Annotated in this window: 12 protein-coding genes; 11 read left to right on the forward strand and 1 reads right to left on the reverse strand. The window is 67.2% G+C overall.

Features of this window, described 5'->3' with window-relative positions:
- The 9 genes from C6P61_RS16210 to C6P61_RS16250 form a co-directional block, all read left to right on the forward strand.
- Window positions 1-258: electron transfer flavoprotein subunit beta/FixA family protein (locus C6P61_RS16210; RefSeq protein ID WP_425319761.1), on the forward strand; the 258-nt coding region annotated here is incomplete at its 5' end.
- Window positions 258-1,190 (forward strand): electron transfer flavoprotein subunit alpha/FixB family protein, encoded by a 933-nt coding sequence (locus tag C6P61_RS16215; RefSeq protein WP_105730961.1) that lies wholly within the window; start codon window positions 258-260, stop codon window positions 1,188-1,190. The genes C6P61_RS16210 and C6P61_RS16215, both read left to right, overlap by 1 nt.
- 184 nt (window positions 1,191-1,374) lie before the next feature.
- Window positions 1,375-2,223: an SDR family NAD(P)-dependent oxidoreductase gene (locus C6P61_RS16220; RefSeq protein ID WP_105730962.1), complete on the forward strand. Its 849-nt coding sequence runs from the start codon at window positions 1,375-1,377 to the stop codon at window positions 2,221-2,223.
- A gap of 36 nt (window positions 2,224-2,259) precedes the next feature.
- On the forward strand, window positions 2,260-3,111 hold the full coding sequence (locus C6P61_RS16225) for a branched-chain amino acid ABC transporter permease (RefSeq protein WP_105730963.1): 852 nt from the start codon (window positions 2,260-2,262) through the stop codon (window positions 3,109-3,111).
- 27 nt (window positions 3,112-3,138) lie between these two features.
- Window positions 3,139-4,131, forward strand: coding sequence for a branched-chain amino acid ABC transporter permease (locus tag C6P61_RS16230; RefSeq protein ID WP_105730964.1), 993 nt, complete (start codon window positions 3,139-3,141; stop codon window positions 4,129-4,131).
- A 24-nt stretch (window positions 4,132-4,155) separates the two neighbouring features.
- Entirely contained in the window at window positions 4,156-4,902 is a 747-nt protein-coding gene (locus C6P61_RS16235; protein ID WP_105730965.1) for an ABC transporter ATP-binding protein, read from the forward strand.
- Window positions 4,899-5,603, forward strand: a complete 705-nt coding sequence (locus C6P61_RS16240; RefSeq protein ID WP_105730966.1) for an ABC transporter ATP-binding protein — start codon at window positions 4,899-4,901, stop codon at window positions 5,601-5,603. The genes C6P61_RS16235 and C6P61_RS16240 overlap by 4 nt, the downstream gene beginning before the upstream one ends.
- 72 nt (window positions 5,604-5,675) lie before the next feature.
- Window positions 5,676-6,866 (forward strand): ABC transporter substrate-binding protein, encoded by a 1,191-nt coding sequence (locus C6P61_RS16245; protein WP_105730967.1) that lies wholly within the window; start codon window positions 5,676-5,678, stop codon window positions 6,864-6,866.
- A gap of 51 nt (window positions 6,867-6,917) precedes the next feature.
- Complete coding sequence (locus tag C6P61_RS16250; RefSeq protein WP_105730968.1) at window positions 6,918-7,310, forward strand: universal stress protein; 393 nt, start codon at window positions 6,918-6,920, stop codon at window positions 7,308-7,310.
- A 39-nt stretch (window positions 7,311-7,349) separates the two neighbouring features.
- Here C6P61_RS16250 and C6P61_RS16255 read toward each other — a convergent pair whose 3' ends face one another.
- Window positions 7,350-7,883, reverse strand: coding sequence for a MarR family winged helix-turn-helix transcriptional regulator (locus tag C6P61_RS16255; protein ID WP_105730969.1), 534 nt, complete (start codon window positions 7,881-7,883; stop codon window positions 7,350-7,352).
- Between the two features lie 147 nt (window positions 7,884-8,030).
- Between C6P61_RS16255 and C6P61_RS16260 the strand changes: the two genes are divergently transcribed.
- Both C6P61_RS16260 and C6P61_RS16265 read left to right on the forward strand, forming a co-directional pair.
- Window positions 8,031-10,082, forward strand: a complete 2,052-nt coding sequence (locus tag C6P61_RS16260) for a 3-hydroxyacyl-CoA dehydrogenase NAD-binding domain-containing protein (protein WP_105730970.1) — start codon at window positions 8,031-8,033, stop codon at window positions 10,080-10,082.
- A gap of 28 nt (window positions 10,083-10,110) precedes the next feature.
- Window positions 10,111-11,128: NAD(P)/FAD-dependent oxidoreductase (locus C6P61_RS16265; RefSeq protein ID WP_146115080.1), on the forward strand; the 1,018-nt coding region annotated here is incomplete at its 3' end.

Consider the following 11,128-nt stretch of genomic DNA (forward strand, 5'->3'; position numbering starts at 1 on the left):
GTGCTGTCCGGGCGCCTGCCCGCGATCGTCACGACCGCCCTGCGTCTGAACGAGCCGCGCTACGTCACGCTGCCCAACATCATGAAGGCCAAGAAGAAGCCGCTGGAGAACGTCAAGCCGGCCGATCTGGGCGTGGACGTGGCGCCGCGCTTGAAGACGCTGAAGGTGGCTGAGCCGGCGGGCCGCAAGGCTGGCATCAAGGTCGCTGACGTGGCGGCGCTGGTTGACAAGCTCAAGAACGAAGCAAAGGTAATCTAATGACCATCCTCGTCATCGCAGAACACGACCACGGCTCGATCAAGAGCGCGACCCTCAACACCGTGACGGCTGCCGCGCAGATCGGCGGCGACGTGCATCTGCTGGTCGCAGGCCAGAATGCCGGCGCCGCTGCCGCTGCTGCGGCCCAGATCGCCGGTGTCGCCAAGGTGCTGCACGCCGACGGCGCCAGTCTGGCGCACGGCCTGGCCGAGAACGTCGCGGCGCAAGTGCTTGCCGTCGCCGCCGGCTACAGCCATATCCTGTTCCCGGCCACCGCCGGCGGCAAGAACGTGGCGCCGCGCGTGGCGGCCCAGCTTGATGTCGCGCAGCTCAGCGACGTGACCAAGGTCATTTCGGCTGATACCTTCGAGCGCCCGATCTACGCCGGCAACGCGATCGCCACCGTGCAAAGCGCTGATGCCGTCAAGGTGCTGACGGTGCGCGGCACGGCGTTCGACGCCGCAGCGGCACAAGGTGGCAGCGCCTCGATTGAGACCGTGGCGGCAGTGGCCGACAGCGGCCAGAGCGCCTGGGTGCGCAGCGAGATCGCGCAGAACGACCGTCCCGAGCTGACGGCGGCCAAGATCATCGTCTCGGGCGGCCGTGCCTTGGGCAGCGCCGAGAAGTTCAACGAAGTCATCACGCCGCTGGCCGACAAGCTGGGCGCGGCGATCGGTGCTTCCCGTGCCGCAGTCGATGCGGGCTACGCGGCCAACGACCTGCAGGTGGGCCAGACCGGCAAGATCGTGGCGCCGCAACTCTACGTCGCCGCCGGCATCTCGGGCGCGATCCAGCATCTGGCCGGCATGAAGGACTCCAAGGTGATCGTGGCGATCAACAAGGACGCCGAAGCTCCGATCTTCTCGGTCGCTGACTACGGCCTGGAAGCCGACCTGTTCACGGCAGTGCCGGAGCTGGTCAAGGCGCTCTGAGCCCAGCCTCCTGATATGCAAAAGGCATCGCTTGGCGATGCCTTTTGCTTTGGTGCGCCTGAATCTGCTCCGCGCAATTGCGGCTGCAGATGCATGATTTGTCCGCTTGTTGGCAGTGTTCGTGAAGCACTGCCCGGGCTCCAAGCTTCATGATTCCTTACATAAAACACAAGGAGACAAGAGCATGAGCCATGAATCGGGCCAGACCGTTGCACCGGCAGCTGGCAGTTCACCTCGCACGCCTGCGGTGGCCGTCATCACCGGCGCGGCCGACGGCATAGGCTGGGCCACGGCCCAGGTCATGGCGGGGCAGGGCTGGCGCGTGGCGCTGCTCGACCTGCGCGCCGACAGCGTCAGGGCGCGCGCCGCCGAGCTCGGGCCCGGGCATCTGGCGCTGGCTTGCGACGTGTCCGATGCCGACAGCGTGCAGGCCGCTGTCGACAGCGTCGGCACCTGCCTGGGTCGCATCGATGCCTTGATCAACAACGCGGGCATTGCCGACCAGTCCGCGCCGACCCTGCAGCAGACTGCTGCGGCCTTCGATCGCGTGCTGGCCGTGCATCTGCGCGGTGCCTTCCTGATGAGCCAGGCCGTGATTCCCCGCATGCTGGCTCAGCCGCGCGACGCCCGCGGCAACCGGGGTGCTATCGTCAACCTGGGCTCGATCGCCAGCCTCGGTGGCATTCCGGGGCGCAATGCCTACAGCGCGGCCAAGGCCGGCATGCTGGGCCTGACCCGGGCCCTGGCTTCGGAATGGGCGCGCTCGGGCATCCGCGTCAATGCGGTCGCACCGGGCTATGTCGCGACCGAACTGGTCGTGGGCCTGGCGCAGCAGGGCGCGATCGACACCGACGCCATCGCCCGGCGCACCCCGCTCGGACGCCTGGCCGATCCGGCCGAGATCGCCGCCGTGATTGCCTTCCTGGCCTCGCCCACCGCCAGTTATGTCACCGGGGCCGTCCTGTCGGCTGACGGCGGCTGGAGCTCGTTCGGTGCGCCGGAATCGGCGCTGGGGCCACTGGGCAGCGACTGAATCCGCCATCCAGAAGCAAAAAAAGGAGACAAAGAAATGCTTGCGATCAACCTGTTCAACGGTCTGGTCTATGGCGCGCTGCTGATCGTGATGTGTTCGGGCCTGGCCCTGATCTACGGTCTGCGGCGTGTCGTGAACTTTGCCCACGGCTCGCTCTACATGATGGGGGCTTACCTGGGCTACACCATTTCCACCCAGAGCAACTTCTGGGTTGCGCTGCTGGCGGCACCAGCCGTCATGGCGCTGGTCGGCGTGCTGCTCGACCGCTACTGCTTCCGGCTGCTGCAGGACCGCGAGCCGCTGACCGTGGTGCTGGTGACCTTCGGCCTGCTGCTGATCATCGAGGATCTGGTGGTCAGCGTCTGGGGCAAGAGCAACCTGTCGGTGCCCGCGCCCGAGCTGCTCAATTTCAGCCTCGAGCTGTTCGGCGCCCAGCTGCCGGCCTACCGGATCGCGGTGATCTTCGTCGGGGCCGCCGTCGCGCTGGGCCTGAGCCTGTGGCTGCGCTACTCCAAGGCCGGGCTGTTCGTGCGCGCGGCCAGCACCGATCCGGTCACGACCTCGATGCAGGGCGTCAACACCGACCGGCTCTCGGCCGCTGTCGTCGGCCTGGGCACCGCGCTGGCCGGCCTGGCCGGCGTCGTCGCCGCGCCTTTCCTGTCGCTGTCGCCCTCGATGAGTGCCGACGTGATCATCGACTCCTTCGTCGTAGTCGTGATCGGCGGGCTGGGCTCGCTGGCCGGGGCCTTCATCGCCGCGATGGTGCTGGGCATGGTGCAGGCGATCGGTGCCGTCTACCTGCCCGATGCGGCCGTGCTGCTCCCCTTCGTGCTGATGATCGCGATCCTGATCTGGAAGCCGTCGGGCCTGGCCGGCAGCCGCACCTGAGTCGAACCCGCCAGACAAGGAACCATCATGAACCTCCCCCGCATTGGCCTGACCACCCTGGTCGCGCTGGCTTTCGGCCTGGGCGTGATCCAGCTCGTGAGCTCCGGCACCCTGTTGAGCCTGTTCACCCAGGCCATCATCTACGCGATCTTCGCAATCGGCATCGGCGTGCTGCTGCGCCAGAACGGCATGGTCAGCTTCGGCCATGCGCTCTACTTTGGCGGCGCCGGCTACGGCATTGGCATCCTGCTGCAGGCGCAGCTGATGCCGGCCGAGCTCGCCATCGTCCTGACCCTGGTCGGCTTGACGGCACTGGCCTTCGTCATCGGCCTGATCATCGTGCGCGTGCCGGGCATTGCCTTCGGCATGCTGACGCTGGCGATCGGCCAGATGGCCTTCCTGATGGCCTCGCGCGTCCGTGGCGTTACCGGTGGCGCCGACGGCATGAACATCGACTGGCCCTCGACCCTGTTCGGCCTGAGCCAGTCGGTGCTGCTCAAGCCGGCCCACATGTTCCTGCTGTGCTGGAGCGTGCTGGTGCTGGTGCTCTTCGCGCTGGCCCTGCTGCTGCGCAGCCGTTTCGGCTCGATCACCGAGGCGGTGCGCGACAACGAGGAGCGGGCCCGCTTCATCGGCATCACGACCCTGCTGCCGCGCGCCAGTGTCTATGCGCTGTCGGCGCTGGTGACCGGGGTGGCCGGCATCCTGTCCTCGCTCAACACCGGCTTCGTCTCGCCCGAGAACCTGCACTGGAGCCTGTCGGGCATGACGCTGATGATGGTGGTCGTCGGCGGCGCGCGTGCGCTCTGGGGTCCGGCGCTGGGCGCGGTGGTCTATTTCCTGTTCAAGGACATCCTGGGTGACTACGCGACCCACTGGATGAGCATCTTCGGCCTGGCGCTGATCAGCGTGATCGTGTTCTCGCCGCATGGCATCGCCGGTGCGCTGCAGCGCCTGAGCACCCTGGGCAAGCGCGGTGCGCCGCTGCCGGCTGCGGCCCGCCCGGCCCAGGCGCATTGAACATTACAAGAAGCGGAGACAAGCATGAGTCACAACTCCACCGCCCGCAGCGGTCCGGCCTATGTGCTGCAAGCCCAGGACGTGGCGATCCACTACGGTGGCGTCAAGGCGCTCGACGGCGCCTCGCTGACGCTAGAGAAAGGCCAGATCCGCGGCCTGATCGGCCCCAACGGCGCCGGCAAGTCGACCGTGATCGACGCCATCACGGGCCGCCGTGCTCTGACCCGCGGCCAGGTCACGCTGATGGGCGAGGATGTCAGCGCCCTGGGCGCGGTCGAACGGCGCCGGCGCGGGCTCTCGCGCAGCTTCCAGCGCACCAGCATCTTCAGCCAGATGGGGGTGCGCCAGCAAGTCGAGCTGGCCTCCTACAAGATGGGCGTGGCCGATTCGCAGGCCGATGCCGACGCCATTCTCAAGGAGCTCGACCTCGACCGCCTGAGCCATGCGACGGCCGAGGACCTCGGCTATGGCGAGCAGCGCCGGCTCGACCTCGCGCTGGCCCTGGTCGGCCGGCCCAAGGTGCTGATGCTCGACGAGCCGATGGCCGGCCTGTCGGTCAAGGAATCGATGGATTTGGCTCAGCACTTGAAGCAGCTGACCTCGAGCTGGGAGGTCTCGGTGCTGCTGGTCGAGCATGACATGGACGTGGTGTTCGGCATCTCGGATGTGGTGACCGTGTTCGAGCTCGGCCGCGTCATCGCCAGCGGCGCGCCGGCCGAGGTGCGCGCCAACCCGCGCGTGCGCGAAGCCTATCTCGGGAGCGCCGCATGACCGCCCTGTTGTCACTCCAGAACGTCCAGGCCTATTACGGCTCGGCGCATATCCTGCACGGCCTGAGCCTGGAAGTGCAGGCCGGCGAGCGCGTCGGTCTGATCGGGCGCAACGGCGTCGGCAAGACCACGGTGGTCAACACCATCCTGGGTCTGGCCCAGTTGAAGGGCGGCCAGATCGAGCTCGGCGGCCGGCCGCTGCTGCGTCCGCGCCCCTACCACGCGGCGCAAGGCGGCGTGGTGGTGGTGCCGCAGGGCCGGCGCATCGTCGCCAACTTGAGCGTCGAGGAGAACCTGCAGCTCGGCGCCGCCGTCGGCCGCAAGGGCCCCTGGACCTTGCCCGGGATCTACCAGCTGTTCCCGATCCTGCAGGAGCGCGCCCATACGCCGGGCACTGCGCTCTCAGGCGGCCAGCAGCAGATGCTGGCGGTCGGCCGCGCGCTGATGGCCAACCCGAGCCTGATCCTGCTCGACGAGCCGACCGAGGGCCTGGCGCCGGTGATCGTCGACCAGCTGGCCGGGATCTTCAACCGGGTCGCCGACCAGGGCACCGCGCTGTTGCTGATCGAACAGAATATGAGCCTGGTCGCACGCGTGGCACAGCGTTACCTGGCGCTGGCCAAGGGCGCCGTGGTCGCGCAGGGGCCGGTCGAGAATTCCCATGCCGGCCTCAAGCGCCTCGAAGAGCATGTGATGGTGTGAGTGCAAGGGAAGCCTGAATCCCGCCGGCCGCCGGACCGACTCCGGCAGACAGAAAAATAGATGGAGACAAAAATGTTCAAGCTCAAATCCCTGCAACATTCCCTGGCCGGCATCCTGCTGGTCGCCGCGCTGCCGCTGGTCGCCCAGGCCCAGGGCAAGGAGCCGGTCAAGGTCGGCCTGGTCTCGTCCAAGTCCGGCGTCTTCGCCGAGCAGGGCGAGGAGGTGATCCGCGCCGTCAAGTTCGCGGTCGAGGAGGCCAATGCGCGCGGTGGCGTCGACGGCCGCAAGGTCGAGCTGGCCGAGGGCGATGACGAGGGCACGCCCGACGCCGGCCGCCGCGTGGCCGAGAAGCTGGCGCGCGACGGTCACAACCTGCTGATCGGCGCCATCCCGTCCTCGATCTCGCTGGCGATCGCGCAGAACCTCGAGCGTTGGGACGCCGCCTACTTCGTGCAGGCCTCCAAGTCCGATAAGCTGACCGGCGACAGCTGCAAGCCGCGCAGCATCCGCACCAACCACTCCGACGCGATGGATATCGCGATGATCAACGAGTGGGCCAAGAGCATCAAGGGCAACAACTTCGCGACCCTGGCCGCTGACTATGTCTGGGGCCGCGACTCGGCCGAGTCGTTCAAGAAGGCGGTCGAGTCACAGGGCAAGAAGGTGCCGCTGGCGCTCTACGCGCCAATGGGCACCAAGGATTTCGCGCCCTACATCGCCCAGCTCAAGGACGCCAAGGTCGATGCGATCTGGGTCGCCGAGATCGGCCGCGACCAGATCGCCTTCCTCAAGCAGGCGCAGGAGTTCAAGCTGATTCCCGGCACTTCGATCATCGGCCACGCGATGATCTCCAACTTCGTGATCAACGCCACCGGCAAGATCCTCGACGGCGTGCCGGGCAACCTGGGCTATTCGCCCGAGCTCGACAACCCGCGCAACAAGGACTTCGTCAAGTCCTTCAAGGCCAGGTTCAATCGCCTGCCGACCGATGTCGAGGGCCAGGCCTACAACGGCATCCAGGTGATGTTCGAGGGCGTCAAGCTGTCCAGGAGCGTCAAGCCCGAGGAAGTGACCAAGGCGCTGCGCGGCCAGACGCTCGATACCCTCTACGGCAAGGCCCAGTTGCGCGCGGCCGACAACCAGCTGCTGTTGCCGAACTATGTCGGACGGGTCAAGATGGTCGATGGCTCGCTGCGCCAGGTGATCGAGCAGACCTATCCCGCGTCCATCGTGCCGGCGGCCTCGCCGCTGTGCAAGATGTAAGCCATCGTCCCGAGTCAGAGTACCGACCATCCAGCCAAGGAGTAACAGAGAATGACCATTCTGGTAGCTTATGTGCCGCGCCCCGAGGGCCAGGCCGCCCTGGACAAGGGGCTCGAGATCGCGAAACGTCGCCAGGAGCGGCTGGTGGTGGTCAACGCGAGTCCGGGTGGCCGGCAGGAGGACCCGTCCCGCGCCGATGTCGCCGATGTCGAGCGGGTCGAGCCGCTGCTGGCGGCCTCGGGCCTTGATACCGAGTTCAAGCAGTTCGTGCGCGGCAAGGATGCGGTGACCGAAATCGACCAGATGGCCAAGGCCCTGGGCGTCTCGGTGCTGATCATCGGACTGCGCAAGCGCAGCGCGGTCGGCAAGCTGATCCTGGGCAGCGTGGCGCAGGACCTGCTGATGACGGTGGATTGTCCGGTGCTGGCGGTCAAGGCCGCCTGAGCCGCCACCGCAACCACCATCCGGCCGGATCAGACCGGTTCAGACCGGATCAGTCTCCCGATCGGGGTCGGCGTCCTGCTCCGGCGCCTCGCTGCCATGGTCGATCCGCTCCATGTTGTCGAGCAGCTTGAGCAGGTAATGCGAGGTATGGGTCAGGTCGCTGAAGGAGAAACCCTGCAGCGCCGCCTCGTAGTAGGCGTTGATCTTGGGCTTGGCCTGGTCGCGCCAGACCACCCAGCCTTCTTCGGTGATCCGGATCAGGCGCGAGCGGCGGTCGCGTGTGTCCTGTACCACCGCGATCCGGCCATCGCGCTCCATCCGGCCCAGCACGCCCGACAGGTTCTGCCGGCTCACCATCAGGTAGCGCGCCAGGTCGCCCATGCTCATTCCCGCGCTGACCTCGGGTCGCGACAGCGCGCCGAGTATCGCCCATTGCTGCGTGGTCAAGCCCTCGCTTTCGACCGCCTTGGTGCCTGTTTTATGCAACAGGTTGGCGCATTGATAGAGCTTGAAGAACAGCCGGTTAGCCAGTTCAATGCGAGCAGATTCCAGGGAATGGCGTTGATTGACCATAGGAAGAGTTTTATTGTCGAATTTTGATTAGGGTATTCCCTGGGATGATTCCCGTGGAAAATATATCAACTTGTTGACATAATTGTACCGTTTCCCGGGCTTTCTGGGACGCCATCATCTTCCGACTTCATCTACGCAGGCCCGACCGTGACAACTTTCCAACGCCAGCAAGACATTGCCGTCATCACCCTGGATCATCCTCCTGTCAACAGCCTGAGCCACGCGCTGCGCAGCCAGATCGCCCATGCGCTGGCGGCTGCCGTGGCCGACCCTGCCATCCGCGGCATCGTGCTGGTCGGCAACGACAAGGCCTTTTCCGCTGGCGCCGACGTCAGCGAGATGGGAAGCCCCAAGCAGCTGGCCGAGCCGATTTTGCCTGAGTTGCTGGCCCGGCTCGAGTCCTGCCCGAAGCCGGTCGTCGCTGCCATTGCCGGCGTCGCGCTCGGCGGAGGCCTTGAGCTGGCCCTGAGCTGCCACGGCCGTGTCGCGCTCGACAGCGCCAAGGTCGGCCTGCCCGAGATCAGCCTGGGACTGATCCCGGGCTCGGGCGGTACCCAGCGCCTGCCGCGCCTGGTCGGCGTCGCGACCGGACTCGAGATGATCCTGTCGGGCCAGCCGCGCAGTGCCAGCCAGCTGGCCGACAGCGGCCTGTTCGACCAGGTGGTGGCCGCTGATCTGCTGGCCGCGGCCTGCGCGCGCGCCAGCGAGTTGGCCGCCTTGGGCGCCCAGTTGCCGCGTGCGCGTGACTACCAGCTCGACGCTGACGCCGTAGCAGCCCAGGTCGAGCAGGCAAGAGCCGGTCTCAATGCGCGTCAGCGGCTGCAGCCGGCCTATGGCGCCGTGCTCGACGCCGTGGCGGTCACGGCCGTGCCGTTCGAGCAGGGCCTGGCGCGCGAGCGCCAGCTGTTCCTGGGCCTGGTGCCCACGACCCAGGCCCGCGCGCTGCGCTACCAGTTCAAGGTCGAGCGCGAGGCGAGCAAGCTGCCCGCCGAGCTGCAGGCGCAGCCGCGCGCGCTGCAGCAGATCGCCGTCATCGGCGCCGGCACCATGGGCACCGGCATCGCGATCAGCGCGCTCGATGCCGGCCTGGGCGTGACCCTGCTCGAGCAGGACGGCGCCGCGCTCGAGCGTGGCCGCCAGCGCATCAGTGACCATTACCGCGCTCGCGTCACGGCCGGCAAGATGAAGGCGGCCGTCGTCGCCGCCGCCGAGGCCCGCCTGCAGACCACGCTGGACTGGACCGAGCTGGCCCGCGCCGACCTGGTGATCGAAGCCGTGTTCGAGGACCTGGCCGTCAAGCAGGCCGTGTTCCGCCAGGTCGATGCCCATGCCCGCGCCGGTGCCGTGCTCGCGACCAACACCTCCTATCTCGACATCGACGACATCGCGGCCGTGACCTCGCGGCCGCAGGACCTGTTGGGCCTGCATTTCTTCAGCCCGGCCAACGTCATGAAGCTGCTCGAGGTAGTGCGTGGCGCTCATTCCGCGCCCGACGTGCTGGCCACCGGCATGGAGCTCGGTCGCCGGCTCAAGAAGCTGCCGGTGCTGTGCGGCAATGCCTTCGGCTTCATCGGCAACCGGGTCTACAACGCCTACCGCAAGCAGTGCGAGTTCATGCTCGAGGACGGCGCCTGGCCCGAGGAGGTGGACCAGGCGCTGACCGGCATGGGCTTTGCGATGGGCCCGTTTGCCGTGGCCGACCTGTCGGGCCTGGACATCGCCTGGCGCATGCGCAAGGCCCAGGCCGAAATGCGCGATCCGCGCGAGCGCTACGTCGCGATCCTGGACCGTCTCTGCGAGCAGGGCCGGCTCGGGCGCAAGACCGGCGCCGGCTATTACGCCTATCCGGACGGCAAGCCGCAGCGTTCGACCGATTCGACGGTGCGCGCCATCATCGAGCAGGCCAGCGCCGAGCGCGGCATCACGCGCCAACCCTTGACCCCGGAGCAGATCCGCCGCCGTGCGCTGCTGGCGATGGTCAACGAGGCCGCGCTGCTGCTGGCCGAAGGCGTCGCGGTGCGCGCCAGCGACATCGACGTGGTGCTGGTGCAGGGCTACGGTTTCCCGCGCTGGGAGGGCGGCCCGGTGTTCTGGGCCCAGCAGCAGGATCGCGCCGAGCTCGAACAGGCGATCGACGGTCTGGCCGCCATCGTCGGCCACGGCTTCGTGCGCGGCGACCTGGCGCGGCTGCTGGGCTGAATCATTACCAGATCAAGGAGATACCGCAATGAAAACCCCCCACTACCTGCTCGAACAATACGGCCCGCGCGAAGCGATGGAATACGACGTGGTGATCGTCGGTGCCGGCCCGGCCGGTCTGGCGACCGCGATCCGCCTGAAGCAACTCGCCGCTGAAAAAGGCAGCGAAGTCAACGTCTGCGTGCTCGAAAAAGGCTCCGAGCCCGGCGCCCATATCCTGTCGGGCGCCGTGATGGACCCGCAGGCGATCACGGAACTGCTGCCCGACTGGAAGGCGCAGGGCGCGCCGCTGAACCAGCCGGTCACTGGCGACGAAGTGCTGTTCCTGTCTCCGACTGGCGTCAAGAAGACGCCTGACTGGCTGCTGCCCGACTGCTTCCACAACCACGGCAACTACGTGATCAGCCTGGGCGCGGTGACCAAGTGGCTCGGCGAGCAGGCCGAAGGCCTGGGGGTCGAGATCTTCCCGGGCTTTGCCGCCTCCGAAGTGCTGTTCAACGAGGACGGCTCGGTCAAGGGCGTCGCCACTGGCCACCAGGGCTTGGGCAAGGATGGTGAGCCGACCGACGCGTTCCAGATCGGCATGGAGCTGCACGCCAAGTACACCGTGTTCGCCGAAGGCGCGCGCGGCCACCTGGGCAAGTCGCTGATTTCGCATTTCCAGCTCGACGCTGGCAAGGACCCGCAAACCTACGGCATCGGCATCAAGGAACTGTGGGAAATCCCAGCCGACAAGGCCAAGCCTGGCCTGGTGGTGCACACCGCCGGCTGGCCGCTCGACGGCCAGACCTATGGCGGCGGCTTCCTGTACCACCTGGAAGGCAACAAGGTCACGCTCGGCTTCGTCGTCGGACTCGACTACCAGAACCCCTGGTTGTCCCCGTTCGAGGAAATGCAGCGCTGGAAGACGCACCCGTCTATTCGCGCGCACCTGGAAGGCGGCAAGCGCATCGGCTACGGCGCGCGTGCCATCGTCGCCGGCGGCCTGCACTCGCTGCCGAAAACCGTGTTCCCGGGCGGCGCGCTGGTCGGCTGCGACGCGGGCT

The sequence above is a fragment of the Malikia spinosa genome (assembly GCF_002980625.1).
Classification (GTDB): domain Bacteria; phylum Pseudomonadota; class Gammaproteobacteria; order Burkholderiales; family Burkholderiaceae_C; genus Malikia; species Malikia spinosa.

Excerpts from the sequence above, each read along its gene's own strand:
- C6P61_RS16215 (WP_105730961.1), top strand. The coding sequence starts at position 258 with ATGACCATCCTCGTCATCGCAGAACACGACCACGGCTCGATCAAGAGC.
- C6P61_RS16220 (WP_105730962.1), top strand. The coding sequence starts at position 1,375 with ATGAGCCATGAATCGGGCCAGACCGTTGCACCGGCAGCTGGCAGTTCA.
- C6P61_RS16225 (WP_105730963.1), top strand. The coding sequence starts at position 2,260 with ATGCTTGCGATCAACCTGTTCAACGGTCTGGTCTATGGCGCGCTGCTG.
- C6P61_RS16230 (WP_105730964.1), top strand. The coding sequence starts at position 3,139 with ATGAACCTCCCCCGCATTGGCCTGACCACCCTGGTCGCGCTGGCTTTC.
- C6P61_RS16235 (WP_105730965.1), top strand. The coding sequence starts at position 4,156 with ATGAGTCACAACTCCACCGCCCGCAGCGGTCCGGCCTATGTGCTGCAA.
- C6P61_RS16240 (WP_105730966.1), top strand. The coding sequence starts at position 4,899 with ATGACCGCCCTGTTGTCACTCCAGAACGTCCAGGCCTATTACGGCTCG.
- C6P61_RS16245 (WP_105730967.1), top strand. The coding sequence starts at position 5,676 with ATGTTCAAGCTCAAATCCCTGCAACATTCCCTGGCCGGCATCCTGCTG.
- C6P61_RS16250 (WP_105730968.1), top strand. The coding sequence starts at position 6,918 with ATGACCATTCTGGTAGCTTATGTGCCGCGCCCCGAGGGCCAGGCCGCC.
- C6P61_RS16255 (WP_105730969.1), bottom strand. The coding sequence starts at position 7,883 with ATGGTCAATCAACGCCATTCCCTGGAATCTGCTCGCATTGAACTGGCT.